Origin of the sequence: Oceanobacillus picturae (genome assembly GCF_000612865.1) — a bacterium.
Classification (GTDB): domain Bacteria; phylum Bacillota; class Bacilli; order Bacillales; family Amphibacillaceae; genus Oceanobacillus_B; species Oceanobacillus_B jordanicus.
Map to the genome: position 1 here is coordinate 1,355,113 of NZ_CCAX010000001.1, position 26,515 is coordinate 1,381,627.

The window sequence follows — 26,515 nt, forward strand, 5'->3', positions numbered from 1 at the left end:
AGGGAATAAATGCAGAAATATAGACGTATTGTTATACTGGGAGTATGGTTTCAACATATGTATTAGTGTAGTTATCATGCGAAATTTAGTCATGTATAATAAAAATATTGGAGGTTATTTCATGGGATTTCTTGATGGGTTATTGGGTAACGCTTCGAATGTGGACAAAGGTGAAATAAAGAGGGAATTTAGCAAACTATTTATAGACGGCGAAGAAGTAAACGTAGCATTTAAAGTATTAAGGGACTTATTTATTTTTACGGATAAACGTCTTATTTTAGTAGATAAGCAAGGGATAACTGGCAAAAAAACTGAATTCCACTCCATTCTGTATAAAAGTATCTCACATTTTAGTATTGAGACAGCAGGGACTTTTGATATGGATGCCGAACTGAAGATATGGATATCTGGAAATATCGAACCACTTGTTGCAAAGAATTTCAAGAAAGATGACAGCATTTATGATATTCAAAAGGTGTTGGCCGCTGCTTGCGGGTAATAGCATATATCCGAGCTATAAGCTAATTTCCATATAGATTGCACAAAAAGCATGGCTGTTTTTTAAATTATAAAACCAGCCACTTTTATTCGTTTAATTAGTTATCCAATTGATCATTAAAACTATTAACTCACTTATTTCGCATTCTCATCTGGTTGATGAATACCAAATGTATTCCCTTCTGTATCGGTATAATACCCTTGCCACGCCATGCCTGGGAGCGCATATTTAGGCAATGCTACCCGTCCTCCACGCTCTAAAATCTTTGATTCAGTTGAGTCATAATTCTCCACGTTCATTGTACAAGCATAGCCATTCAACGCTTGGTTCGTTTCTGGAGGCGGCCCTTGACGTTGCATTAACGCGCCATTAATACCAAGCTCATTGTCATCTCCAGTTACGGCACCAGCATAAGGCATGCCTGCATATTCACTCCAGTCTTCAAATGTCCAACCAAATACTTCACCATAAAACTTTTTTGCCCTCTCCATGTCATCTACATGAATCTCGAAATGAACTAATCTACCCATAATATCCTCCTTATTAGGAAACGTTTAATCATTCTCTTCCGAATCTAGTACGTGTGCTACAAGACGTCTAAAACACTTTATCTTATTTGTTATACTTAAATTCAACACTGTAACCCTTTTCTCCTTCCTAACTACTTATATACTTTCTTAAGTTGTTAAAACTGTTTTCTGTTCTTTTTGGCTGGAATATCATATACATTTATCCCTCTATCTGATTCAATTAATAGAGACTCTTATTAACGTTCTCCCCTATATTTCTGCAAATAGAAATTATCTATAAAACAAACATTGACTCTGTTGTGCACCACATAGTTTAAACTCGTAGTGAAAGGACAGGCATTATGTATAAGATAAGTGAATTTGCCGCAATAACCGGTTTGACTAAAGAAACACTTCGCTACTACGCCGAAGTGAAACTATTAGAGCCCGCTTATATTAATCCACATAATAATTACCGATATTACGATGATGGCAGCTACTTCTTAGCAACTCTTTTAGGGAAATTAAGACGATTCGGATTTACCATTCAAGAGATGATTTCTGTTACGGAGGACGAATCGTTCTATCACCTAGAAGATCTGCTAATTCAAAAAAGAGAAAACATACAGCTTAAAATAGAAGACCTGTGCAAACAAACCGAGGAGATTGATGACTTTTTAAAATCTGGAAGGGAAGATAAAAACGATGATTGAATGGAAAGAAGAAACGATAATTGAAAGAGATATTGAAACTGTTTGGAGCTTATTTTCGGATAAAAACATTAAAAAAATCATGCCAAAAGTTGAAGAACATACTATAGTGGAAAAGTCAGAAACAGAAGTAGGAGCGAAGCATCAACAGAGCTACCGTGAAGGGAAACGCGTTGAAACGTACATCGTGGAAACCTTAGCCTACGAAGATACACCAGACAAGAAACTAAAAACAGTTCGATTTGTAATTGGGAAAGCGTTTGAAGTTAACTTTAGTTTTACCTTGGAAAAAGTGGACGAAAATAACACAAAGTTCATATACTCCGGCCATAACAAAGGCATTAACTTCGTCGGCAGGGCAATGATGAAGCTTGCAAACAAAAAAGGAAGCCAAAAAGTTGTTCATGAATTTATGGAAAGAGTGAACCAAGAAGCGTTGAACCATACTTCCCACTAATCCAAGATGATACATTTGTCACTCCTATCAATACTCAAAGAAATATGAAATAAAACAGCCTAATTCCTTTTTGAAGAACTGGGCTGCTTTCTATGTAATGCGCCATTTAGATGTCGTTCGAGTAAAGATTATTTCATAATAACCCGCAAAAAAAGACGTCCTAAACTTTAACCTGGCTTATTTTTAGACGAATCTTCTAGGTTATGCTTCAGCTTATCCATTATTTTCAATAACCGTTCGCGTAAATAATCAGGGTGAATATCTTCAATTAGTGTACCAAAGGACAAAAGATAACTATCTAGCCATGCACCAACAGGGAAATTCGCTACAACGGTGTACGAGCCATCTATATTTTTCGTAATCATATGGTCGTCAAACTCATCATAGACCCGGTACGCACCTTGAGAAGAAATTCTAATCTTTATCGGAATAGAGGTTTCCCCTATTTGTTTCTCGGCATCTTTTATCGCATCTTCTGTTGATCTCATGGTAAATGTTTGATCTGAAAGACATACTTGATCCATGCGACTAATTTTAAAAATACGAAAACCCTCCCGGCCTAAACAATATCCAGAAAGATACCAAGCATTTTTTTTGAATAATAATTGAATCGGCTCTACTTCTCGTACACTTTGCTCACCAAGTGAGTTAAAATAGCGAAAGTGAACGACAAATTGTTGGGAAATTGCATCTCTTAATAGGATAAATAACTGTTTCTTCTTTTCCCCACTTCCCCATATCAACATCAATCCAGTTTGTTGTTTGTTTTTTAAACAGCCGAGCTACTTTTTTTAGAATGAGATCTGTATTTGGAAATTCAGTAACAGCTAATGTTTGTAGTCCAACCAATATGTCTTCTTGTTCATCACTTGTTAACATGGAAGCATTGAAGGAGTATCCCTCTAAAAGGGAAATCCCTCCTCCTCTCCCCTTATTAGCATAGATAGGGATTCCTGCCCCACTTAACACATCCACATCTCTATAGATCGTTCTTGTGGAAACCTCAAAGTGCTCAGACAATTCCTTCGCAGTAACCACTTTTCTATCCAATAAGAGATAGATGATTTCAAAATACCGACTAATGGTCATGTGAAATCCTCCTACTTCACTTTACAAGAATTGTTCTTCTTTTTTCTTTAAAAAATTCTCCAATGCTTGTCCACTGTCAATGTCCATTCGCTCTGCCAAAACCATCAGCCACCAGAATGACTCCGCGATTTTATGTTCTAAGTCCGTTTCTGAATCAGCTCCTGCTGGCCACCTTTCTTGGTTTGCCATTGCTAATCTCCCAACGAGTGCCGCATCGGTTAGAAACGCAAGTGCATCTTCTTCTACTGTCCATTCAGAGCCATGATATTTTTTCTCGAGTTGATGATAAGCTTTTCTAATTTGTAACGAACGATTAACTGCGTTATTAAAATCCATTTTCTTTTATCTTCCTTTCTTTGTTTGAAGTGTGGTACACACAGCTTGTCACGTGGTCATCCACCATACCAATTGCTTGCATAAAGGAATACATGGTTACTGGGCCGACAAATTTGAATCCCCTTTTTTCAAATCCTTACTAATCTGGTTTGATAGGTCTGTTTGAGTAGGTATTTGACCTTCTGAGTGCCAGTCATTAATTATTGGTTCGAAATCAACATAGCGCCATAAAAAATTGGAAAAGCTACCAAACTCTTTTGTTATTTTTATGACCGCTTGCGCATTACTTCTCACGGATTGAAGCTTTGCAAGGTGTTTAATGACATTATAGTTTTCCTTTATGTTCATCAAATCATTATCCGTTAGATCCGAACAAAATCTAATATCAAAATTATGAAAAGCTTTTTGATAAGCCTCTCGTTTAGATAATACAATACTCCAAGACAAACCCGCCTGCGCCCCCTCTAATGTCAGCATTTCAAAAATATATTGGTCATCAGTGGTCGGTACACACCATTCTTCGTTGTGATACATTCTCATAAGCTGATTATTACCCGGCCATGAACATTCCATTTTCATTCCCCCTCAGTTAATGATTACTATATCACTTTAAATAAGACATGTATCTGTCATATTTAAAAATGATTAGTCCCACCTTTTGCAAAAAATATAAAGACTCGGGGAATTAAACACCATAATCTCACTGTATCTTTCCTTTATTATTATGTTATAGAATAAGCATATAAAAAGTAACTCGCAAAGCATAGTTTGCGAGCTACTAGGGAAATACATACTCGATATTTACCCTTCGCTGATTAAGTCCAACGGAAGGTCAACTTTGTTAAAAAGAAAATCGCGACGCTGATAACGATTAAAACAATAACATTTCCGTAAATCGGCAACGCAGCGTCAAGATCAAGTAAGACTTGGTGAAAGAGCTCTGTTAAGTATGTGAATGGAATAAAATAAGAAATTGTCTTAAACACGTCTGGAAGGATGTGTAGTGGTAACATGGCACCACTTAGCATGATAAGTGGCATCATTCCAAAACTTAACACACCTGATGCTAGTTCTGTCTTATTGAATATTCCTCCTAGAAGGAATCCAAATGTTAGAATCATAACCAATCCTATTAGGCTAATCAATATGAACGGAATGATGTTTCCTAAACTAATCAGTCCCATAAAAAAACCTAAAATAGTAAAAATAAAGATCTGCATAAACCCTAAAATCAATCGAACTATAATTTGCGAAAAGATGAAAGTAATCTCGTTAAGAGGGGTTGTTCGTAGTGTTTTTAATATCCCTTTCTGTCTCATTTCAATTAATGGAACTGAAGTACCCAAAAACCCAACTGACAAAAGAGCAAAAATTAAAATGCCTGGAAATAAGTACTCTATAAAAGACAATCCTAACTCTTCAGAAGGGTCTATTACCATACTCATACCACCGAACATGGCTAAAAAGAAGAAAGGGAATAATAAGGTGAAAAAGAAGATTTTTGGTTCCCTAAAGATTTCTTTAAGTCCAGTTATAACTAAGTATTTTAAGGCTATTTTATCCATCACCATATTAATCAATCTCCCCTCGTAATGACGAGCCGGTTAGATGAAGGAATACATCCTCTAAAGTGTCGTTCATTGTTTTTCTATTATTCATGATAATTTCTTTCGGCATACCTGAAGCGACAATCTTTTTATTATGTAGGATTGAAACCCGGTCACAGATTTTCTCTGCTTCTTCCATGTTATGTGTCGATAATAATATTGCATTATGATCTGTCTTCTCTTTTTGTAACACCTTCCAAATTAATTGTTTTACTTGCGGGTCTATCCCTGTTGTTGGTTCATCTAAAATGATAAAGGAAGGATCCCCAATTAAGGAAAGCGCCACTAATAATCGTTGTTTTTGCCCTGTAGATAAGCTCTTCACCCGCTTATTCTTAATTCTTTCTAAATCTAATACATTCATAATCTCACTATAAGCTAAAGGGTCTCCATAAAAGCTAGAAAATAACTGCATGGTTTCTTCAATTGATAACCTAGGGAATAAGTTAGCTTCTTGTGGTTGTATCCCTACTTGTTTCATTATGTCGTCTCTATTACTTAAAATATCAAGACCTCCAACTTTGATGGTTCCTTGATTAAAAGGTCTTAATCCGACCACACATTCAATTAGAGTTGTTTTCCCAATGCCGTTCCTCCCTAAGATACCGTGAATCTCCCCTGGATTGACGGTGAGGGATAACTGATCTAAGACAATATTATCTGCATACTTCTTTGTTAAATTATCCACAATCAAGGATGGTTCACTCGGCAAAATTTCTTCTTTTGAAACAATACTCATATTTATAATCCTCCAACATTATTATATTGCGGGAACACCATACAATCTCAATCCCTAAACATCCCCCCCTGATTGTTTAGTTTATGCGTGTAATAATATTAAAAACTTGGAAGCATTCTCAAAGGTTGGTAGGATCTTCTGAGTTGAATACAAGTGGAAGTTTGGTAGACATAAAGCAATAAAGTAGTACAAATATTTGAGGAAAAATTTTCAGTAACATAACTAACTACAAGTCCAATACTGCTATTATATTGTAAATTTTCAAACATTTAAACCCTATAGTTTATTTAAATTACAAGAAGCTCTTCTTTCTCTCGATCAAAACGTGTATATAGTATTTAATATATGTACGTTTTGACAGTATGATAATTAAAGTTAATATATAATTAAAAAGGAGATCATTTATGGGCTACATAATGGAATTAAGAAAGTTAGTGGGAAGTCGTCCTCTTATAATGGTTGGGGCGTGTGTCATATTACTCAACAATGAAAAAGAAATACTTTTACAACTTCGAAATGATAATAAGTGCTGGGGATTAGCAGGTGGCTCATTAGAGTTAGGTGAAACTTTAGAACAAGTTGCCAAGAGGGAATTATTCGAAGAGACAGGATTGGTTGCAAAAAGATTAGAGTTATTCCATGTGTACTCAGGAGAAGAATTCTACTATAAGTACCCTCATGGTGATGAGGTATATAATGTCGTATCTGTCTATATATGCAGTGAGTTTGAAGGTGAATTAAGGCGCGGAGAAAATGAAGTTCAAGCATTAAAGTTTTTTAAGTTAGACGCACTTCCTCAAAATATTAATCCACCTGATGTACCTATAATAAATGAATATATTAGTAGTGTTTATTAAGCTAATGAGTGTTGGATAAGATTTATCATATATTGGAATTATTGAACTTAAAATGGGGGGATCATGATTTTAATTTTATTTGGGCTCTTACTATCTTTTATTACTGTCATATTGCTTTTAATTTTATGTACAAGAATAATCGTTTCTTTAATTAAAAAGAAACCTTTTCCTAAAAGATTACTGATTGCAACGTTGTCTGGGATTGTTCTGGTTACTTCAATCTATCTATATGAAACGTACTTTTTTACATTCAGTGATATTGATAGAGAATCGACTCAAAAAGGTCCTGGACCATTACTATCACCCACTGGCGCATACACGGCTAATGCTTATTATGATTTATATGGTGGTGCTGCAGGCGGTGTTAATCTAATGGTGAAAATTACAAACAACAATGAGAAAAATAAAATGCAAACTGTTTATTATAGTGATGCAAAAAGCAATATTTCTATAGAATGGCTTGATGAAGATACACTGAACATACTAAATGACAATCCTAATTATCCAAATTCAAATAGAAGTATCGAATTAGAAATCGGTAAAGAAATTTATCATGATAATGGTTTAGCTTGCAAAAGTTTGTTAATGAAAGACGAATATGAGACGTGCTACCAAAACGAATAACTTATTGAATCAAAACCACCAGTGTGAACTGGTGGTTTGCTCTGCGGCTGAAAGCCTATGTTACCGGCCTCGGCCTAAAAGGCCCACTGAATGGTTTCCCTTTTGCACCACACTCACTCACTGATTCTAAAAGAATCTCTTATTTCTTCTTATTTTTCTCTCCAGTGAAGGGGTCAAATTCTTCAAATAATGTTAACTGATCACTCATGTAATCCTCTTTAAGCTGATTTCTAATATATTCTTGAATTTGATTCTTATTTCTGCCCACTGTATCTACAAAGTAGCCTCGACACCAAAATTTACGATTACCATATCTGTACTTTAAATTAGCGTGCCGATCGAATATCATTAAGCTACTTTTGCCCTTTAGGTAGCCCATGAATTGAGATACACTTAGTTTTGGTGGAATACTTACTAACATATGAATGTGATCTTTACATGCATTTGCCTCGTGTATCTCAACCCCTTTCCTTTCACAAAGCTCTCTTACTATTTCTCCGATGCTTTTTTTATATTTCCCGTAGATAATTTGTCTTCTATATTTTGGCGCAAAAACGATGTGGAACTTACATCTCCACTGTGTATGTGCTAAACTATTCTTGTCCTGCATTGGACATGCCTCCTTCTTTGATGAGATTTGGTGGTCGGGAAACCAACCTTATCTTATCATGAAGAGAGGCTTTTTTTTTGCCCCCACGCTAGAAGCTCTATGGAACCCCCGGCATAGCCAGGGGTTTTCAAAGACCATAACAAACGGATGCGTTAATTCTAGAAGAATTAACGCATCCTTAACATTATTATGTGCCTTTTAATTAATACAGTTTTTCTGTGTTTTCTTAGGTATTGCTGCTAGATTCACTTGCATAAACGCCATAACCTCAAGGCCTTTAACATACATTTTCTGTATATTAAAGGCCATAAGTAATACACCATTTAGTTCCGCAAGTTTATTCTTTCGAGTTCAGTTTCTTTCTGTTTACTATAATTGGTGGTTGTTCCATCCAACTATTGTCAATCATAAGATTCGCTCCATCTTCTACATATAACGAAACGTCCATTAAACATTTTGCATATAGTACCCCAATATCTTTTCTTCCGTTTAATGATAAACCATTAGCATATTCTCTTATCTTCATCGAAAACATGTCAATTTTATGAGCGACCATTAGCTTATCAGAAAATGGAGGTATGGTAGAAGCCGTTACCATATGGTCTAGGTAAGTAGGTGAAGGTAAGTTATCATCATGAAGTTTCTTTGATAGTAATCCAACATGTTTTTTATTAATAGTTTTTCCGCGATCCAAATATTTTTTAACTCTTTTGTCTTGCGCACCCTGGCTAAACCCAATAATAAGTGCTTTACTTGTGACGTCATTGTTAATATTGTCAAATAAATGCGCAACTTCTAGTCCATGAAGTGGCCTTATATCTCCTATATAACCATTTAGAAAGCTTTGGTCATGAAGAAACTCAGCCTCTTTCGGGTTCGGTACTTTAGGTGCATTCATTAGCTTCCCTTTTGACTGCAAAATATCATTCGTTATACCCATCAATTTAACCGTGTCGCTTAGACTTTCAACAAAAAAGTCTTTTATATCCTTTCTAGTTACAATAGCAATCGCAGCAGTATAAATGCTCATTCCGGCTTTTCCTGTATATTGTAAATAATACAGATAGAATTCATCGCTAAAAAGTCTCGGTGCCTTTAAGTTTACGTCTTCATCAGAAAAACCTACAGGTATAGGAAAACCCGCATTTTTGAAGATGCCTTCTGTCTTTTTTACAAATGATTGAGCTAGGGTTAAAGCATATTCTAATACCTTTTTCACTTCTTTATCTTACTACTTTTATAAGACCAGCTTTATTTAAATAAGTTCTTGTCCAGCCAATTCTATTCACCAACACAGTTTGTTTTCCACTTGGTAGAGTTTCTTCAATTTCGTCATCCGTTAGTTGAAAATGATTCGCAAGTTCCTTATATAAATCCTGTAGCCGATGTTCTTTTCCATCTCCCAAAATTTGAAGAAATGGGTACATAAAATCTTGAAAACCTGGAATAGCCATACTACCAGTCACTCCTATCTCAATAGAAAATTAGAATATATAGTCTTCACGCCTTCTTTGAAAAAGATCTACCATTTAACTACCTTTACCTTATCATCTACTCTTAAATACCTGATACAACTTTCATCCAATGGTGATAGACCAATACACTTAAAGACACCCACAAATCTGTATCGATTAAACCCGAGATTATCTTTGTATTTAGCAAAAACCGCTCTTTTACGATCTAATTTAATTTCTTCAGTATATGTACTTTTTCTATTTTCCACTATCCCAACATCTACATGCGATTCATCAATGTAGCTCCAATCTTCTGCCAGAAAGTTAAGCCAACCGCCTGCTATTGATTTGGTATCTCCATCTTTAGTTATAGATAGTTTAGGACACCACAACCACATATTGTCTATCACTCTAAAGAAACTCCGTTGATATCTTTTAGAATTCTGTATTTGCAATGTCTTTTATATCACTAAATGCAACACTGTCATAAACTGATAAATATTCATCTTGTTTCAACTGCGATAATTCTTCTTCATATGTATCCCATTTTAATGGTGAATTTGCAGCCCTATCTTTAATAATGGAGACAACCTCATTAATTCTATCTTCAATTTCTTCAATAGATTTAGTCGCATCAATTCTAAGGAATAGAAAATCATTAATAGATTCTTCACTAACAGCCGATATAATGTCATCCATCCTTAGTTTATCTGCTTCCTGATTATCTTGATGGTATGCTTCATCTACTTCTACTTCAATATGTAATTGGGGAAAATACAGATCCATTAAAGCATGCTTTCCGTTCTTACGTTTAATGTATTGCTGACTAACAGGCTTGATGTTTAAATTGTTCAGTTTATGCCAGATTGCAGTTAAAATATAATTCTCGTAATCCTTTCTTTTTGTACGAGAAAAGGTTTTAACTAGATAATCACGTTTATTCATTACTTATCATCCTTAATTATATTTAAATTTTATATTTCATAAAATACTTGCGCCCTTTTGCTTATTTTAACTTTGGATGGAACTTTGACTTTCATTCTATCATAATTACATTTTCAGTCGTTTGTATTTAATTGCTATACATAATACTCAAAAGGGAATCCTTTTTTATGATCGCCTTCTTTAACTTTTGCACCAGTTAGTAAAATAATTATTCTAAACTATTTGGGCTGGGGTCATATCTGGGTCACCTTCCATTATTGCGTTCTACAATCCTTTATTGGACATTTATAAACCGTGTCTCCAAAAGACCGAATGTCTTGGAGATAATCGTATCCTTCCGTGGAACCAAAACGGTTAAACATTCTTACTGCTACTACGTTTTCCTCTGGGATGATAAGCAGAGCTACATTTGTGTAACCGAGTAATTGATAGGAACCCTTTGGAACTATATCGCCTATTTGGTTAAAGGTATGGTTTGTGTCCTTTACGAACCATAAAAATCCGTTTTTGTGAATAGGAAGGCTTGGGTCAGGAGTCTGTATAGATGTTGCCATTTGAATGATTTCTCTAGGAATAATCTGTTTTCCTCCCCATTTCCCTTCTGTTAAATGAAGGTAGCCCCAAAAGGCAAGATCTTTTGCAGACACATACATATTCATTCCGGAACCATCTACTACATCCGTCTCCGTCCAGAAGATGTTATCTTTATCTCTAATAGTGTTTGCAATTTTTGAGTGTGGCTGACTCATCTTAAGCCATTCTGTCGATTTAAAACCGAATGGCTCAATGACATGCTCTTTTACAATATCAGCAACAGATTTTCCCGTTGTTTTTTTGATGATTCTTGTCAATAACTCAATACTGGGTCCTCTATATGCCCACGATTCTCCAGGTTTATATTCACTTACTAGTTTACCATCAGCTTTTATAAGTCCATGTGTGTGAGTTAATAAGTGACGAATGGTTACTTCTTCATATGCGGATAAATAGGAGTCTTCTACAAAACCTCGAATCGGATCATCAACTGAAAAGTAGCCATTGTGTATAGCGTACGCCGCAGCAAAGCCTATATAAGACTTTCTTACAGATGCGATGTGGAATTGAGTGTCTGCTTTAACATCTCGAGCATGCTTAGTATTCGATTGTTTACCAAAATATGATTCTGTTACAATTTTGTCGTTATGGGTGATAAATAAAGCAGCACCACTGGAACCCAACTTTTCGGCACTTTCTTTTACATGAGTATACACATCTTCAAACATCTTTGAGTCCTCATCTTTTAGTAGCAATTTATTCACTCTCCTTTAAAAATATAAAATGCCCCCAATATGATTGGAGGCACTGTGCAACATTACTGTTATTAACCATTGAGGACACCAACACAAGTTATCTCACTTATGTCACCTGTTTAATTATTGAGAGTGTAGCACACCCTAATAATTTCAGCAATATTTTGTTAATAGACCAAATACTACTTATAATCGCATGCTTTATTATTGCATCCGTTAGCTTAACATTGGTAAAACATTTATAACAGGTTCTTCATAAGGATGAACCCTTTTAATTAGTCCTTTAACTTCTGCAATATTACTCATTAAACACTTGAATTCCATTTTACATTCAGTCCCGAAGGAAATTTCACCTTTACTACCATTAAAAGGATTTGCTTCTTCTAAAGGTCTCCAGTATCCTTTTACCACAGAATATGAAACAACATTATCGTAATCTCCCACAGTTAAAACGCCAATATCATTTAGCTGATTTCTTAACTCCACTATATATTCTTCTGGTAACAGCACTTCTACTTTTACAAATTCAAACTCCATTTAATCCCTCTATTTCGATTTTTATATTTCACTAAAGCATCCATTACTTTAACAAAAACATCCTAAATAATTCCTAATTCCTTTTGAATCTTATGCTTGTAATCAACGTAACCCTGGTCAAAAGCTGGATTTCCAGTTTCACATTTGCTCATTTTATAATCCCATTGCTTTATTTCATAACTGAAGATACCATTTTTAACAGTAGGGTCATAGTCAGCAAATGTAATAACATCTTCTTCCGTTTCTGCATCAATAACTATTGCTCCTCCAGTTGAACCACCAAATGGTCCAGCCAAAACTATATTCCCTTTATTATATTCGGTTTGAACATAAACAGCGTGTTCAGGCATGACTGGTTGATTATGTAACGCAACACCATCTCTCCACTTCTTTGATGGAGTTAACAATATTAGGTATCTCATATGTATGTCTCCTTTCTCCTTGAATTAAATAAATTGAATCGAGATAACTAGAAGTCAATCTGCATAGATTTCACCTATTCCTAATTTGCAATGAGTCCATTCAACTACTCCCCTAATGAACGAATCACAGAACAAGTACAAACAATTCCTTTTAAAAATTTATCCACATCAAGATTTTCATTTGGTGAATGATTTGCTTCATCAGAATTTGCATATGGAACAATAACAGAAGGTACTCCTAGTATTTGTGTCCATACATAATCTGGCAAACTACCACCTAGGCTAGGCTGTAGGACTGGTTCTTCATAGTAGACTTCCTTGACTGCCTCCTTAACAACCTTTACAACCTCCAGGTCAGGAGACGTACGAGATGGCTTCATCGATCCATGACTTACCACTTCTACTCCAGGTGCATGTTTATTAACATGTTTAATAAACTTTTCTAAAATATCATCTGGGTCTTGATCAATTACTAATCGCATATCCATTTTGACCATAGCAGTAGAAGGTATGATTGTCTTTGCACCTTCTCCACCATAGCCACTATGAAAGCCTGCGATATTTAAAGTTGGTTCAAGGGTTAGTTTTCGGTAATATTCCTCACGCGTCATATCAAAACCTTTATATCCAATTTGATCAGCGACTTGTTCAGCATTATAAGGTAACGTGGATATCAATTCTTCCTCGTTTGCAGTAGGTTTTTGTAGATCATCATAAAAACCTTCTATTAATATATTCCCATCATCATCCTTCATGGTACCTAGAAGTTCGACAAGCTGCCAAGCTGGATTTGGAGCAATATTTCCTTTGTTACCAGAATGATTATCCCAATCTGAGCCTTTTGCATTTAGTTCTACATAGAGCATACCTCTAACTCCGAGTAAAACAAATGGCGCCCCGCTTTCATGCATTGGTCCATCGGATGTATACACTAAATCCGCTTTTAATAAATCGCGATGCTCGGAGACAAATTTAGCTAGATTCGGGCTCCCACTTTCCTCTTCTCCTTCAAATACAAATTTAATATTTATAGGAAGATTCCCTATAACTTCTTGGTAGCTTTTTAGTGCCAGAATTTGCGCCATGAGCTGTCCTTTATTATCGCCAACCCCTCGGCAGTATATTTTACCGTCTCTAATCGTTGGTTCAAAGGGTGGTGAATTCCACTCCTCAATCGGGTCTGCAGGTTGAACATCATAATGGCCGTATATAAGTAATGTAAAATCATTATCTTCCTTCATCATTTCACCATAAACCACTGGATGTCCATCCGTCTCAATTAATCTACTATCCATTCCGATATCTTCTAACATCTCAAGTAGCATGGCACTTGTTTCTTCCATCCCAATATTTTGTGCACTGATACTTTTCTGACGTAACAATGTAAATAATGTCTCCAAGTATTCCTCTTTATTTTTCTCCACAAATTCCCTTATCTGGTCTAAACTCATCACTTTCCCTCCTCTATTAATTGTTTACAGCACCAAGAACTCCATTTGTTGAGGCCATGGCAATTATGACACAGCCCAGTAATACCTCACCTTTCACCTACTTAATTCTATCTCTCTATTTAGTCCTATTTAAGACATTTATATAGAAATTAAAGCACAAGCATTTATGTGTATGTACACAGCTTAATATATATACGGAATAAACTTCTTCGTCGTCTGCTCATACTTTACAAAATCCCTGCCATATTTCCCCCTTAAGTATCGATCATGCTCCGGGATATTAAAGAAAACAAACATGAAGAATAGAAAGATGGGTATCAGCCCTGCCCAAGTATTTCTTGTCAGCAATGCAAAACCGCTTACCCAAACGAAATCTCCGAAATAATTAATATGGGTCGCATACCTGAATAATCCCCCAGTATAGAGTTTTGCTTTATTCCGGCTATCCTTTTTCCATTGATTCCTTAACAGCTCAGACAATGTATTAATTATCGAACCGGCAAGAAATATAAATACAGCAATTCCGTCTATCCAATCCAATGGCTGATCATTAGTTCCTCCTAACAGGGAAAAACCAATATAATAGAGAGCGAAGGCAAAAGAGACACTTACTGTTTCTCGCCATGTAATTCCTCGTTTCAACAAATAAACTACCATAAAACTCATCCTTAAAAAGACGACCAGACAAAATCCGAACAGCAGCACTCTTCTCTGAAAATCACCTTCGGGTAAATGCAAGACTTCATTACCGGCTAAAAATAAGAACCAGTAGACAAGGACAAGGAAAACACACTCATATGCAATAATCGTTAATCGCTGTGGCCAAGATTTGTTCGCTGAACCGTACATGGCAAACCACCCCTTTTCTAAATCAATTAGACGCAGATAAACTATGTCCCAGTCCGACTGTTTGGTCAATTTTATAGCGGATACTACCACTTTTGACCTTATTATCTCCTTCTGAATTTCCGAACCAACAACAATAGGTGAAAATATAAATTAGATGCAGCTAATCCGAATAATGAGAAGTAACTAACTTCCACTAGATATATACTATCGAAAAATATTATAAGATAAATAAATCCGACTAGTATACCAGCCAAAGAGTACAAACCTAACTGAATAAAGTACAGTTTCCATTTTGAATTTCTGTCAACATTTCCGACTAACTTATCAATTAATATCGAAACAAGTATTCCTACAAGAAAATAAACTGGAGCCGTGTAAATAATTACAAAAATACTTGTTTCAAAAAAGCCAAAATAATAAACATTTGGTTGCCGTTGTGAACTAGGAACATAGAACATCCAAGAATATATTATTGCAAACAAAATAGTAGATAGTAATGCTGTTACGACCCTTCTCATTGTCATACCCCCATACTTTACAAATGCAATTTTATATGAGAATTTACTATAATCACTTAAGCTTTAGATCTTTTTAGATTTGAATAACTTTATTCCATTAACGCATACCCCAATAAACCCGGTAATAATGAATAGATATGCTATAAATAAAGGAGTTGAAGAAAGCGACTCAGAGAATAATCGATATAGCCCCACTACAGTAATAAAAGCACTTCCTATTAGCCCAACAACTGTTTTACTGTTCATGTTGAATTCCTCCTTACCACACAATTAATCCATTTTGCTAATCAATTATAAATTTTGCAGTTAAATCATGCTCATCATAGTCGCCAGGCTTCCTAACATCCAGTAAACGGTATTAGTTCTGAAAAGATCCTTAAATACCTTTATTCCCTAACCTGCCGTTTAATTAAGTAAATATATTTAGTTCAATACTAACATAATATTCAAAAATCATTTTTAAAATTTTTGTATAAGAAAAGGAGATCAATAAATGATCCCCTGTTTAAAATTCAAGCGCTATACAGTTGCTTGTTCACCAAATAATGATTATGCGTTCCCACAAATATAAAGAAAACGCCTGTATGTTTACAGACGTTTTTCCTTTTTGAAGCATTTATTTATATTTAATTTTGATAGATATTCTCCGCTTCTTCCCCGTTCAACACAAGACGGAATGAAATGTCAGCTTTTAGTGAATCTGAAACAGCACAATACTTTTGCTTCCCTAAATTTATAGCTCTCCAAACCTTCTTGGCATCAATATCACCATCAACCGTAAAGGTTACAGCAATGGCAGTAAATCCTTTAGGTAAGTCTTCTTTTCGCGTTCCATCTGTTTCGATCTCGATATTTGTAATTGCATCAAGATGTGGTTTTAGTATCATCGTTACATCAATGCCGATGCAGCCTGCAACAGATGCGAGCAACATTTCAGTAGGCGTTACACCTTTTCCTTCGCCACCATATAATTCCGTAGCGTCCATGTTGAGTTCATATCCAGAATCGCCGACTGCTGTAAAAGCTCGTTGACCATCCCATTTTGTTTGTATCTTCATTGCTGCCATTCCCTTCTTGAATTAAATAATCGGCCTACATTTTATTTAAAAACTTTCTCGCTCTCTCTGTTTTAGGTTGGTTGAAAAATGAATCCGGAGTACCTTGTTCCACAACTACCCCTTCATCCATAAAGATGACACGATCAGCCACCTCACGCGCAAATTCCATTTCATGCGTGACAATCACCATCGTCATTCCTTCTTTAGCAAGTTCCTTTATAACTGCTAACACCTCGCCTACCAATTCAGGGTCTAAAGCGGATGTAGGTTCATCAAACAACATTACTTCTGGTTCAACGGCCAAAGCACGCGCAATCGCCACCCGCTGCTGTTGACCCCCTGATAATCGCGATGGATAGACATCCCGTTTTTCAGACAGGCCAACTCTTTCTAGTAAAGCTTCACCTTTTTTAGTGGCTTTTTCCTTTGACCATTTCCTAACCGTTAGCAAGGCTTCAATCACATTTCCCAATACGGTTTTATGTGGATAGAGGTTAAACTGTTGAAACACCATCCCACTATGCAAACGGATCTGACGGTATGCATTTAATTGCTTTTTCTTACTATCTTCCGTGTTCACGGTAGATCCAGCTACTTCAATCTCACCACTTGTCATGTCTTCTAATCCGTTTAGACATCTTAAAAGGGTACTTTTCCCTGAGCCACTTGGCCCTAGAATCGTGATAACTTCGCCGTTTTCCACTTCTAAATTAATGTCCTTCAGTACTTCTAGTTTTTCAAAACGCTTCGATAAATGTTTTATTGTAATCATATATACAACCCCAACTTATACATAAATGGATAGCTTCTTTTCCCATCTTTCTAATAAGAAAGAAAAGCCTGTACTCATGATCCAATACATGAGTGCAATCGATAAATAAAACGGCATGTAGACATAGTACTGCGCAATTAATAGTTGCGCAGACCGCAATAATTCCGTAACGGTAATGACGGAAACGAGCGATGTTTCTTTTAGCATCCCAATGAACGTATTACCCGCCGGTGGAATCGCAATTCGTATTGCTTGTGGAAAAATAATCCGTCGCATTGTTTGTACAGGGGTTAAGCCAGATGCATAGGCAGCTTCCATCTGTCCTTTTGGAATAGATTGCAGTGCACCACGTAAGGTTTCTGAAAGGTATGCCCCAATGCTTATACTAAGGGCAATAATGGCTGCCGGTAATGGCTGCAGCCTAATTCCAAAATCCACAAGCCCATAATAAACAATAATAATCTGAACCAAGGTCGGGGTCCCCCGAATAATGGATACATACGCTCTCGCAATCCACCTAATTGGAGGAGCCCCTTTCAGTCTTGCAACCGCAACGATCGCAGCTATTATGGAGCCAAATAACATGGAAATAACTGTGATCAGAAGTGTATAGTATGCTCCTTGGAACAAAAATGGCAAATGATCAATGACAATATCCATTTTTAAAATTCCTTTCTCTTACGCTTGAGGCTCTTCCCCAAACCATTTTACAAAGATTTCATTATACGTTCCATCCTCTTTCATCTCGGCTAAAATACGATTTAATTCCGCTATCAGCTCTTCATTCCCTTTACGCGTCGCAATTCCAGCTTGGTCTGATTTAATTGGCTCCCCAACAGCTTTAATTTTAAAGCCGTTTTGCTCAACAACTGGAGTTATGGCGTAAATATTATTTATTGTCGCATCAATACGCCCTGTATCAAGATCTTTTAGTGTTGTGACCACATCATCATAGGTCATAATAGTAAAGTCTCCAACCTCAGGCATAAGTTCTGTTCTTAAGTAGGTTTCATCATTTGTTCCTAAGCCAACACCAATGTTTTTCCCCTTGAAATCTTCCACTGACGTAATGGAATCATTATCTTCTTTCACAATAACTTTAACTTGATTGGTGATATAAGGATCTGAGAAGTCCATTTGTTCTTTTCTTTCATCTGTAATGGTCATTTGACTAATAACCACATCAAATTTTTCAGATTGTAACCCTGCAATCATTCCGGAAAATTCTTGTGCAACAAATTCAACGTCTACACCTAAACGATTGGCAACCTCTTTGGCAATATCCGCATCGAATCCGTCCATTTCCTGGTCTTCGTTAATAAAGTTATAAGGTTTATAGGTACCCATCAAACCTACTTTTAATTGGCCTTCTTCTTTAATTTGGTCTAGTAATGATGATCCTTCCATATTTGACCCCTCTGACTCTTCACCCTCTTGTTTATCTGAATCTGACCCACAAGCCGTTAGCATAATAGCAAACACTGCAAGCAATATACCTAGCAAAAACGATTTTTTCTTCATCATAATGAACCACCCTTTTTAAAATTAAATTCCTAGTAACCCAAAAAATTCAAATTGAACGACATCCTTGGCTAGTTGTTTTGCACTTTGACTTTGTAATTTAGAATAACCTTGTTGTGGGTTAAATAACCATCTCTCCAACATTCCTTCTAAAAGACTTACCAAAAGTGCAGACTGTACCATTGGATCCTTTTGTGGCAGAATACCGAGTTCAGCTGCTCTTTCAATATTTTTTTGAAAAGCCTTCTCAAGCTTTATCCTTGTTTCAAGGATGGCAGATTGGACAGATTCCTCTGTTTCCATCCCTTTTAAAAGAAGCCGCATGAAGTATTTATTTTGTTGAGAGAAAACAAAGTAATCCTCAAATAATTTTTCTGATGCTTGTACCACTTCTTGGACCGTTACTTTCGACTCCCTATATCCTTGTAAAACGACGGCAATCAAATCGGCTTCCTTATTATGTATGATTTCTAAAGCTATCGCCTCTTTACTTTTAAAGTACCAATAGAAAGTACCTTGTGCGACACCAGCAGCCTTCACAATATCCGATACTTTTGTCTTATGATAGCCATAATCAGAAAACTGTTTTAAGGCAACCTCTAAGATTTGCTCTCTTCGTTCAGAACCTTGATCTTGTGTAGTAATATAATCCACCTCCTCTTGATTGATCAGTCAGTCGAGTAGTGTTATTTTAGCTGTGATTCTTTTTTAAGTCAATAAATTTGATCAGAATAGTCGGGTTTAAATTTTGAAGGGTTTTTAGGGGGATATTTGGCTGTGAATAAGTGGGTTAACTCAAAAACATTTTAAACGCTATTGCTGTCTTCAATAACGATGAAGACAGCTTTTTTAGTAATCTGATTTATAATTTGTACGATACTTGGATTTGAATCGTGCAAAGAAAGGAAATAAAAGCGAGGGGATGGCCAATTAAAAATAAAGCAGCCAAAGAATAATAACCAAATGACGTATATGATAACTTATCAATTAAAAATATAATGAAGATAAATATTGGCAGTTCTAATATCAACAATACGGTTTTTGAAGAAGTTTCTAAAACATGTTCTGTGTTACATTCTTTGCATATGACAGGTTGCTTTTTGATATGGGCTTTGAAAATTTGTTTCCATTTAAAACTCGTAAAACATCTCTCACACTTTTGCACATCAGACTCCCTCTCTTATTTAATCCTTCCTTGAGAACAAAAGCGCAAGCGCCCGTTTAGAATCGTAGCGAGTGGAACGAATCAACTGAGATAAAGGAATCACGAGAGGTTACGATTCGATGATGACTTATCGTAGGGCGATTTCGTGAAGTCGCCTAGTTTCTGGGCGCTGGAGCTGGACGTGGCAAATTCAATTATTTCGTTATCCGCAACACTAAAAATTTATAATTTCCTAGACGAGTCAATTTCATAATTGCTCTTTTTAAAAATACAAAGACGAGCCGAATTCTGATCTTGTATTCTTAAAAACAGGAATCATGCAGTTTTATGTTGGTTTAATCGTGCATTCATACGGTCTGCAGCTAATTTTGAAGCATTGTAAATAAGCGTGATCATATCAAAATGAACCTTGGCGCGCTTTCCGGTACGATAACGAACATTATTAAGTTGAAAAAACTCCTTAAGATATGCGTTTACGCGCTCAACAGCTGTACGACGTTTAAAGATTGTTCTCCAGGCTTTAGATCCACGAGCTGGCGCTGTGTATCTTCTGAGGTCTTGCGTTATCTTTACTTTATATACCTTTTGACAGATGCCTTCGTTAGCTAAAGGACAGCTACTGCACTCCTTTGGCCTCGTGAATTTCAGCGTTTCATAGTTGGCATCAAAGCTATCGTAACGGTAAGAATGCTCACGAAAACAAGTTGGGGCAAAGTATTTATCAAAGCCAATTGGTTCCCTTTCATTTTTCTTATTATAGGCAATGATAGACTGATTCCCCATTCGATGTACTTGTTCATAAATAGGTTCATAGTCGTAACCCGCATCCATTGTTTGGTAGCGCAAAGAAGAAAGAGCTAGTTCCTTCACCCCTTTTAATAAGGGAATGGCAGCTTTTCCGTCATTCAAACTTCCTGACGAAAAGAGTGACTGTAAAATATATTGACTAGATGTCCCAACAGCTAAATGGCCCTTGTAGCCGTACCAGAAAACATTTTTTCCTTCACTGTTCTTTTTTATGCCCCATTTTGGGGCTTGGGGGACTTCAGCCCGTAAGTCGGTTAAAGGTACGTCTAATTGCGCTTCTATTTTCTTTTCATAAAGAGGCAAGTTTGCTTCTATTTCAGCCTGTTCAAGTAACCATTGTTCCCGTTCTTCCTTGGGTTTGCGTCCACGTTTTTTAGGTTCTGTTTTGGGCTTATCTTCTTTGGGTGGTGCTTGATCACGTGCTTCGAAGTGAGTGGCATCAATGGCGACGGTGTTGTCACTAATAAAGCCTTCCACAATGGCTTGTAGGACTACTTTTTTCTGTTCTTCTTCTAGAACGCTAGAGTCACTAAGTTTCGTCAGCAGGCGAGAATAGGCAGCTTCGGAAGGTGTCTCGTCCGAGACAAGAAAACCACAGTTCAATTTAAAAACAAAATCATCATTCAGGCGTTTCACCAAATCTTTAATCGTTGGAATACGTTCAACTATGCGAATGAAAGAGCTGATAATCATCGCTGCATAATTAAGCTCCACAGGAGCGCCACGTCGTGATTTTTTATTCACTTCATGGAAGATTCGATCCACGTCTATCTCGGATATAATTGAATCATACCGTTGGGTAGGTTCCATCTTGTATAATTCTTGGATGCCAAATAAGCTTGTTTGTCGTATAATAGTCATAAGAAGTGCTCCTTCAGTCTTTTTATGGTTTTATAGTCAACTACCATTATACAAGATTTGGGGAGGTACTTCTTTTTTTGTCTCTCAAAAGCGTTGAGACAGAAGGATTAATAATTATGAAATTCATTCAGACAATAAAAAAACGTTAGTCTACGTTACAATTCTGACATCGTTAAAAGATTAAATTCATTAGAGATATAGAGCCATATATAATTGCCCCACAAGCGATGATAAATAATCCAACCATTACAAACCCATAAACAAATCCCTTCCCCATAGAAAACAAATCTAAAAACATATTTTTGAAAGTATCAAGAACCTTAGACATAACTCTCCCCTCCCCTATCTCTATAAATAATCTCGACTTACTGAAAAAACTGCTCCGTTACTTCAATATCTGTTAACTAAATACTAACATAATATTCCAAATATGAAATCGAGAAAGAAAAGAAAAAAGGTCGAATAATATTGATCACTATGTTTAATCCATTGCACCAGAAAGTTAAACCATCCTCTGTTTTAACTACAAACTATATAGGACTATATTAGGTAATTAATATTTTGAAATTTCTTAATCTGTAGTTTGGTTTGTGCTATACTTTTCTATAAACGAACAGGGAGGTACTAGTCCAATGGTAAAAAGGTAATCAGAGAAAATCTTAAATTATTTTAATAACTTTTAGAATAAACATGTAGATTTTCTCTTTCATGGGTATGAAAAAATAGAAAAGAGGAAAATAACATGTTAAATAAATTAAGTGATACGATTTATTATTTATCTAATCAAGATGATAAAGAACGACCAACATTAGGACTGGTATGTGGTGATCAATTTAGCCTTATAATAGATGCTGGTAATTCTCCTCAGCATGCTCAGGATTTTTTACTAGAAATCGAGAAACGAAACGTACCACCAGTTAAATATGTTGTTATTACCCATGCACATTGGGACCATTTCCTAGGAATGAATGAATTTAACGCTACTGTTATAGTTAATAATCAAACAAACGAAATGATAAAAGAATGGCAAGGTTTTTCCTATGACGATCGTTCACTTCAAAAATATGTGACTGCCAATCAGATGAGTCCTATATGTATGAAGGTTTTACAAACTGATATGACAAACAGGGAACGTTTCAAGTTAAAATCACCAGATGTAATATTTGAAAACACATTAACGATTGATTTAGGTAATAAACTTTGCATACTTGAAAGAATCAAAAGTACTCATACAGATGACGCTACAATCATTTATATTCCGGATGAAAAGGTTGTTTTTTTAGGGGATTGTGCATATGGTACAACCACTAACTCTTTATTTCATTACAAGCAATCACTGTTATCGCCTATGATCAAAGACATTCAAAAATATGATGCGGAAATGTTCTTACTTGGTCATGAGTCCATCTGTGATTTAAATGAAATGAATGTATATTGGGAAGAGTTAACAGCAGCAAATCAAGCTGTAAATTCCACCTCACTAGAACAAGCGATGAAATCCTTTAAGGAAGAAAATAATAGGGAACCTAATGATAATGAACGTTTTTTCATAAAAGCATTTGTTAACGACCGTAACATTCAATCAGACTAATTCTGCAATCAAATATGAACAATAGCCACCTCGTTAAGAATAAATTGAGGTGGCTTTTAACCTTTCCCACGAATTTGTTATAGTAATTAGATATTGCCATTACAAATAATTCTCTCTTAGAAGTATCTTTAAGGAAAAGTTAGTCAATAAATAATTACCTCGCCATTTTTTACTAGTGTTTTAAATTAACATTCGTGCTATAATGATTAAGCGATGAGCTGATTTGTGTAAGACGAGGAATGCAATACATGTGAATGTGAACACATTATTCTTCGCCACAAATATACGTAGAAAACGCCTGTATTTATACAGGCGTTTTTTCTTATGGAAGTAGCGATGCGGGATTAAACCTACTTTTCACAAAGTCTTTCAACAGTAGTTTTACCTTTACCTGTGACACAGATTCACCATCATGGGTATTGCCCTACAAGATCTTACTTAAAAAAGATTGGGTTCTAGGATTTTGAGGATTATCAAAGATTTGTGTTGGCTCTCCCTCTTCCATAATAATTCCTTCATCCATGAATAACACACGATCTCCAACTTCCTTAGCAAAGCCCATTTCATGAGTGACAACGACCATTGTCATGCCTTCTTCAGCTAAATCCTTCATTACTTCGAGTACATCCCCTACTAATTCAGGATCAAGAGCAGAGGTAGGCTCATCAAACAGCATAACTTTCGGATTCATCGCAAGCGACCTTGCAATAGCCACGCGTTGTTTCTGCCCACCGGAAAGACTGTCCGGATAATCATCCGCTTTATCAGATAATCCTACTTTTTCAAGTAGTTTAAGGCCAACATCTTTGGCTTCATTTATAGAAAGACCTTTTACCTTAATTGGGCCGAGTGTTATATTATCTAAAACTGTTTTATGGGGGAACAGATTAAAGTGCTGGAACACCATTCCAACCTGGGTACGAACATCATTAATATTGACTGATGGATCAGTTAACTTGTCACCATTGATTGTAACTTCACCTGCAGTTATTTCTTCCAGTAGATTGAGGCATCTGAGAAACGTACTTTTACCAGATCCAGATGGCCCAATCACGCATACCACTTCACTCTCATCAACTGTTGCATCAATTCCTTTTAATACCTCTAAATCACCAAACGATTTGTGCAAGTCTTTTACTGTAATCATTTATACATCCAACTTCCTTTCTAATCTGTTCAAATACAGTGCGGTTGGAATAGTTATACATAAGTAAAGTAAACAAACCATGACTAATGTTTCAAATATTTCGAACGTCGTATTGTAATACTCTTTTGCCATAAACACCACATCGTGTACGACAATTACAGAAAACACGGACGTGTCTTTTAAGCTGATAATAAATTGGTTTCCAAGAGGTGGAATCATTCGTTTAAATGCCTGTGGCCAAATAATGTATCGCATGGTCTGCTTTTCGGTTAATCCCATAGATCGTCCTGCTTCATGTTGACCTTTATCAATGGAATAAACGGCTCCACGAACAATTTCTGCAATATATGCCCCAGCGTTAACAGCAATTGCAATAACACCTGCAGTAAAAGAACTTATATTTAAGCCGATTAAATCTTCGGAAACACCGTAGTAAAGAAATAAAGCTTGTGCTAGGATTGGCGTACCACGTACAACTTCTACGTACACCGACCAGAACCCTCGGATGAATTTGTTTTTAGAGAGTTTTCCCAAACCTGCTAATGATCCTATAATCATACCTAAAAATAGACCGATAACTGTAATACTCAGTGTTATTTTCAAACCATCTATTAAGAAAGGCAAACTTTTAATATATGCTGTATCCATAATCGTATAGATCATTCTATTATCTCTCTCCTTAATAAAATAGCGTAACAAGTAACTACTTGTTACGCCTCATTTGTATTCTACTTCGTTGCTATTCGGTTTCAGGTGGCTGTGTACCAAACCACTTCTCATAAATTTCTGCATATGTTCCATTTTCTTTAATTGCTGCTAAGCCTTCATTTACTGGATCAACTAGATCTGATCCTTTAGGTAATGCTATACCATATGGTTGACCTTCCATAACGTCTCCCACTGTTTTTAATTTATCAGAAGCATTTTCACTGATATAGTATTGGACGTTTGGCAGATCATATAAAACTGCATCAAGACGTCCTCTTTCCAAATCCATGTAGGCAGTAACAATCTCAGGGTATGCTTCAACATCAGCATCTGTATTATCTTTTAAGTAGTCATTACTGGTGGAACCTTGACGAGACCCAACTGTTAAGCCATCCACATCATCAATAGATTCAATATCTGAATCAACAGGTACTGCAAGAATTAAACCGGAATCATAGTATTTATCCGAGAAATCGATGAATTCTTTGCGTTCTTCCGTAATAGAGATACCAGCGATACCAATATCATTTTTGGAAGTTCTCATGGAAGCTAGCAATCCATCAAATTCCATTGTTTCAAATTCAACATTAAAGCCGGATTCTTCAGCGATAGCTTCGATTAACTCAATGTCAAACCCTTCCATTTCACCTGTATCAGGATTTTTATACTCAAATGGTTGGAAGTTGGAATCTGTTGCGACAGTGTACGTCTCTCCGTCTCCATCACCGCTGGCTTCATCTGTTCCACAAGCCGCAATTAATCCAATAAAAATTATTGCAGTAAAAAATAGTATTAGTTTATTTTTCAATTCATGTCTCCCCCTTTTCCATATATTCAATCTTCTCACATTATTATAACTTTTTGAATTTTCATTTAAATACATTCTCAGCTTTAAGTCATCATTTACTTACCTCTCCTGTATTTAACAGGCTATTTTTAAAAATATCTGATAAATACCCTCTAATACTTCCAAATGCACGAGATTTGGAAGCGTTTTTTGATTTATATAAAGGATCCTTGCATAAAAAGACCGACAATTATCACAGACCACTGGTCTAACGTTTAGGGTAGATACGGATTTATCAGATGAACTACTTACCATCCATTTTTTATCATAACTGCAATAGCAGCTGTAACACACCCAAAAAAAGCTGTTGGAATCATTTACAACTATCCCTTTTCAACTTACCTTGATCAAATCCTCCACTCCACAGAATTTCAACTTCCATATACAGCGATGATAGAGGATTTGGGCATTTCTAAGAGCATAGGAACAATATATCTCCAAATGTTAACGCTTACCTTTACTATTTCGGCTATATACACCCGACTTGTGTTCAAACCCTTGAAGTATAAAACGTACGTGTTACGCTAATTAACGGT

34 protein-coding genes and 2 pseudogenes are annotated in these 26,515 nt (G+C 36.0%); 6 read left to right on the forward strand and 30 right to left on the reverse strand.

The genetic code is table 11. The features are described 5' to 3' along the window. Positions 1–121: 121 nt before the first annotated feature. On the forward strand, positions 122–499 hold the full coding sequence (locus tag BN988_RS06825; protein WP_036574470.1) for a PH domain-containing protein: 378 nt from the start codon (positions 122–124) through the stop codon (positions 497–499). Positions 500–633: 134 nt separating this feature from the next. On the opposite strand, the gene BN988_RS06830 is transcribed toward BN988_RS06825, so the two are convergent. After that, positions 634–1,029, reverse strand: a complete 396-nt coding sequence (locus BN988_RS06830; RefSeq protein ID WP_036574473.1) for a VOC family protein — start codon at positions 1,027–1,029, stop codon at positions 634–636. A 341-nt stretch (positions 1,030–1,370) separates the two neighbouring features. On the opposite strand from BN988_RS06830, the gene BN988_RS06835 reads away from it, so the two are divergent. After that, on the forward strand, positions 1,371–1,721 hold the full coding sequence (locus BN988_RS06835) for a MerR family transcriptional regulator (RefSeq protein WP_036574476.1): 351 nt from the start codon (positions 1,371–1,373) through the stop codon (positions 1,719–1,721). Continuing rightward, complete coding sequence (locus tag BN988_RS06840) at positions 1,714–2,175, forward strand: SRPBCC family protein (protein ID WP_036574477.1); 462 nt, start codon at positions 1,714–1,716, stop codon at positions 2,173–2,175. Before BN988_RS06835 ends, BN988_RS06840 begins: the two co-directional genes overlap by 8 nt. 167 nt (positions 2,176–2,342) lie before the next feature. Here the strand turns inward: BN988_RS06840 and BN988_RS19455 are convergent, their stop codons facing one another. The 7 genes and pseudogenes from BN988_RS19455 to BN988_RS06865 form a co-directional block, all read right to left on the reverse strand. Further along, positions 2,343–2,699, reverse strand: a complete 357-nt coding sequence (locus BN988_RS19455; protein WP_455565969.1) for a WYL domain-containing protein — start codon at positions 2,697–2,699, stop codon at positions 2,343–2,345. Positions 2,700–2,747: 48 nt separating this feature from the next. Then, positions 2,748–2,879, reverse strand: a pseudogene (locus BN988_RS19460) (WYL domain-containing protein); the annotation flags it as partial. Next, positions 2,824–3,264 (reverse strand): helix-turn-helix transcriptional regulator, encoded by a 441-nt coding sequence (locus BN988_RS19175; RefSeq protein WP_231495198.1) that lies wholly within the window; start codon positions 3,262–3,264, stop codon positions 2,824–2,826. The pseudogene BN988_RS19460 and the gene BN988_RS19175, both read right to left, overlap by 56 nt. 21 nt (positions 3,265–3,285) lie before the next feature. Continuing rightward, positions 3,286–3,600 (reverse strand): MazG-like protein, encoded by a 315-nt coding sequence (locus tag BN988_RS06850; RefSeq protein ID WP_036574480.1) that lies wholly within the window; start codon positions 3,598–3,600, stop codon positions 3,286–3,288. Next, positions 3,590–4,179 (reverse strand): annotated as a pseudogene (locus BN988_RS06855) (DNA-3-methyladenine glycosylase I). Before BN988_RS06855 ends, BN988_RS06850 begins: the two are co-directional and overlap by 11 nt. Before the next feature lie 236 nt (positions 4,180–4,415). Continuing rightward, positions 4,416–5,171: an ABC transporter permease gene (locus BN988_RS06860; RefSeq protein ID WP_036574483.1), complete on the reverse strand. Its 756-nt coding sequence runs from the start codon at positions 5,169–5,171 to the stop codon at positions 4,416–4,418. A 1-nt stretch (position 5,172) separates the two neighbouring features. Continuing rightward, on the reverse strand, positions 5,173–5,946 hold the full coding sequence (locus BN988_RS06865) for an ABC transporter ATP-binding protein (RefSeq protein ID WP_051557724.1): 774 nt from the start codon (positions 5,944–5,946) through the stop codon (positions 5,173–5,175). Between the two features lie 404 nt (positions 5,947–6,350). On the opposite strand from BN988_RS06865, the gene BN988_RS06870 reads away from it, so the two are divergent. Together BN988_RS06870 and BN988_RS06875 are read left to right on the forward strand one after the other, a co-directional pair. After that, positions 6,351–6,803 carry an NUDIX hydrolase gene (locus BN988_RS06870; RefSeq protein ID WP_036574486.1) on the forward strand — a complete coding sequence of 151 codons (453 nt, stop codon included), beginning with the start codon at positions 6,351–6,353 and terminating at the stop codon, positions 6,801–6,803. A 63-nt stretch (positions 6,804–6,866) separates the two neighbouring features. Next, on the forward strand, positions 6,867–7,427 hold the full coding sequence (locus BN988_RS06875; protein WP_036574489.1) for a DUF5412 family protein: 561 nt from the start codon (positions 6,867–6,869) through the stop codon (positions 7,425–7,427). 139 nt (positions 7,428–7,566) lie between these two features. Here BN988_RS06875 and tnpA read toward each other — a convergent pair whose 3' ends face one another. From tnpA to BN988_RS19070, 19 genes are all read right to left on the reverse strand, one after another. After that, entirely contained in the window at positions 7,567–8,037 is a 471-nt protein-coding gene (gene tnpA / locus BN988_RS06880; RefSeq protein ID WP_036573920.1) for an IS200/IS605 family transposase, read from the reverse strand. Between the two features lie 337 nt (positions 8,038–8,374). After that, entirely contained in the window at positions 8,375–9,256 is an 882-nt protein-coding gene (locus tag BN988_RS06885; protein ID WP_051557726.1) for a DUF3231 family protein, read from the reverse strand. A 4-nt stretch (positions 9,257–9,260) separates the two neighbouring features. Beyond that, positions 9,261–9,491, reverse strand: coding sequence for a winged helix-turn-helix domain-containing protein (locus BN988_RS06890; RefSeq protein WP_036574492.1), 231 nt, complete (start codon positions 9,489–9,491; stop codon positions 9,261–9,263). Positions 9,492–9,559: 68 nt separating this feature from the next. Further along, positions 9,560–9,901: a hypothetical protein gene (locus BN988_RS06895; protein ID WP_036574494.1), complete on the reverse strand. Its 342-nt coding sequence runs from the start codon at positions 9,899–9,901 to the stop codon at positions 9,560–9,562. Positions 9,902–9,926: 25 nt separating this feature from the next. After that, positions 9,927–10,436, reverse strand: a complete 510-nt coding sequence (locus BN988_RS06900; RefSeq protein WP_051557728.1) for an AbaSI family restriction endonuclease — start codon at positions 10,434–10,436, stop codon at positions 9,927–9,929. 254 nt (positions 10,437–10,690) lie between these two features. Then, positions 10,691–11,734 carry a serine hydrolase domain-containing protein gene (locus BN988_RS06905; RefSeq protein ID WP_036574497.1) on the reverse strand — a complete coding sequence of 348 codons (1,044 nt, stop codon included), beginning with the start codon at positions 11,732–11,734 and terminating at the stop codon, positions 10,691–10,693. A gap of 207 nt (positions 11,735–11,941) precedes the next feature. Further along, complete coding sequence (gene cutA / locus BN988_RS06910) at positions 11,942–12,262, reverse strand: divalent cation tolerance protein CutA (protein WP_036574500.1); 321 nt, start codon at positions 12,260–12,262, stop codon at positions 11,942–11,944. Positions 12,263–12,324: 62 nt separating this feature from the next. Continuing rightward, the gene (locus BN988_RS06915; protein ID WP_036574503.1) at positions 12,325–12,684 is read right to left on the reverse strand and encodes a YciI family protein; all 360 of its coding nucleotides are present in this window, start codon (positions 12,682–12,684) and stop codon (positions 12,325–12,327) included. 104 nt (positions 12,685–12,788) lie between these two features. Further along, on the reverse strand, positions 12,789–14,135 hold the full coding sequence (locus tag BN988_RS06920) for a M20/M25/M40 family metallo-hydrolase (RefSeq protein WP_036574506.1): 1,347 nt from the start codon (positions 14,133–14,135) through the stop codon (positions 12,789–12,791). A 183-nt stretch (positions 14,136–14,318) separates the two neighbouring features. Then, complete coding sequence (locus BN988_RS06925) at positions 14,319–14,984, reverse strand: DUF1295 domain-containing protein (RefSeq protein ID WP_036576467.1); 666 nt, start codon at positions 14,982–14,984, stop codon at positions 14,319–14,321. A 101-nt stretch (positions 14,985–15,085) separates the two neighbouring features. Further along, a complete protein-coding gene (locus BN988_RS06930) occupies positions 15,086–15,502 on the reverse strand; it encodes a hypothetical protein (RefSeq protein WP_036574508.1) in 417 nt (138 codons plus the stop codon). 63 nt (positions 15,503–15,565) lie between these two features. Then, positions 15,566–15,748, reverse strand: a complete 183-nt coding sequence (locus BN988_RS06935) for a hypothetical protein (RefSeq protein ID WP_036574511.1) — start codon at positions 15,746–15,748, stop codon at positions 15,566–15,568. Between the two features lie 380 nt (positions 15,749–16,128). Then, entirely contained in the window at positions 16,129–16,560 is a 432-nt protein-coding gene (locus tag BN988_RS06940; RefSeq protein WP_036574514.1) for an OsmC family protein, read from the reverse strand. Between the two features lie 34 nt (positions 16,561–16,594). Further along, positions 16,595–17,332: an amino acid ABC transporter ATP-binding protein gene (locus BN988_RS06945; RefSeq protein WP_036574517.1), complete on the reverse strand. Its 738-nt coding sequence runs from the start codon at positions 17,330–17,332 to the stop codon at positions 16,595–16,597. A gap of 15 nt (positions 17,333–17,347) precedes the next feature. Then, positions 17,348–17,992, reverse strand: coding sequence for an amino acid ABC transporter permease (locus BN988_RS06950; RefSeq protein ID WP_036574520.1), 645 nt, complete (start codon positions 17,990–17,992; stop codon positions 17,348–17,350). Positions 17,993–18,010: 18 nt separating this feature from the next. After that, positions 18,011–18,859, reverse strand: coding sequence for a substrate-binding periplasmic protein (locus tag BN988_RS06955; protein WP_390620592.1), 849 nt, complete (start codon positions 18,857–18,859; stop codon positions 18,011–18,013). A gap of 18 nt (positions 18,860–18,877) precedes the next feature. Further along, positions 18,878–19,507 carry a TetR/AcrR family transcriptional regulator gene (locus BN988_RS06960; RefSeq protein ID WP_231495200.1) on the reverse strand — a complete coding sequence of 210 codons (630 nt, stop codon included), beginning with the start codon at positions 19,505–19,507 and terminating at the stop codon, positions 18,878–18,880. Positions 19,508–20,333: 826 nt separating this feature from the next. Beyond that, complete coding sequence (locus BN988_RS06965; protein ID WP_036573490.1) at positions 20,334–21,686, reverse strand: transposase; 1,353 nt, start codon at positions 21,684–21,686, stop codon at positions 20,334–20,336. Between the two features lie 172 nt (positions 21,687–21,858). Further along, a complete protein-coding gene (locus tag BN988_RS19070; protein WP_187120238.1) occupies positions 21,859–22,014 on the reverse strand; it encodes a hypothetical protein in 156 nt (51 codons plus the stop codon). Positions 22,015–22,428: 414 nt separating this feature from the next. Between BN988_RS19070 and BN988_RS06970 the strand changes: the two genes are divergently transcribed. Further along, complete coding sequence (locus BN988_RS06970) at positions 22,429–23,277, forward strand: MBL fold metallo-hydrolase (RefSeq protein ID WP_036574525.1); 849 nt, start codon at positions 22,429–22,431, stop codon at positions 23,275–23,277. 424 nt (positions 23,278–23,701) lie between these two features. On the opposite strand, the gene BN988_RS06975 is transcribed toward BN988_RS06970, so the two are convergent. The 3 genes from BN988_RS06975 to BN988_RS06985 all read right to left on the reverse strand — a co-directional run bounded on the left by BN988_RS06975 (position 23,702) and on the right by BN988_RS06985 (position 25,940). Further along, positions 23,702–24,424 carry an amino acid ABC transporter ATP-binding protein gene (locus BN988_RS06975; RefSeq protein WP_036574527.1) on the reverse strand — a complete coding sequence of 241 codons (723 nt, stop codon included), beginning with the start codon at positions 24,422–24,424 and terminating at the stop codon, positions 23,702–23,704. After that, positions 24,425–25,087: an amino acid ABC transporter permease gene (locus tag BN988_RS06980; protein ID WP_036574530.1), complete on the reverse strand. Its 663-nt coding sequence runs from the start codon at positions 25,085–25,087 to the stop codon at positions 24,425–24,427. A 76-nt stretch (positions 25,088–25,163) separates the two neighbouring features. Continuing rightward, positions 25,164–25,940 (reverse strand): transporter substrate-binding domain-containing protein, encoded by a 777-nt coding sequence (locus BN988_RS06985; protein WP_051557731.1) that lies wholly within the window; start codon positions 25,938–25,940, stop codon positions 25,164–25,166. Positions 25,941–26,515 lie beyond the last annotated feature (575 nt).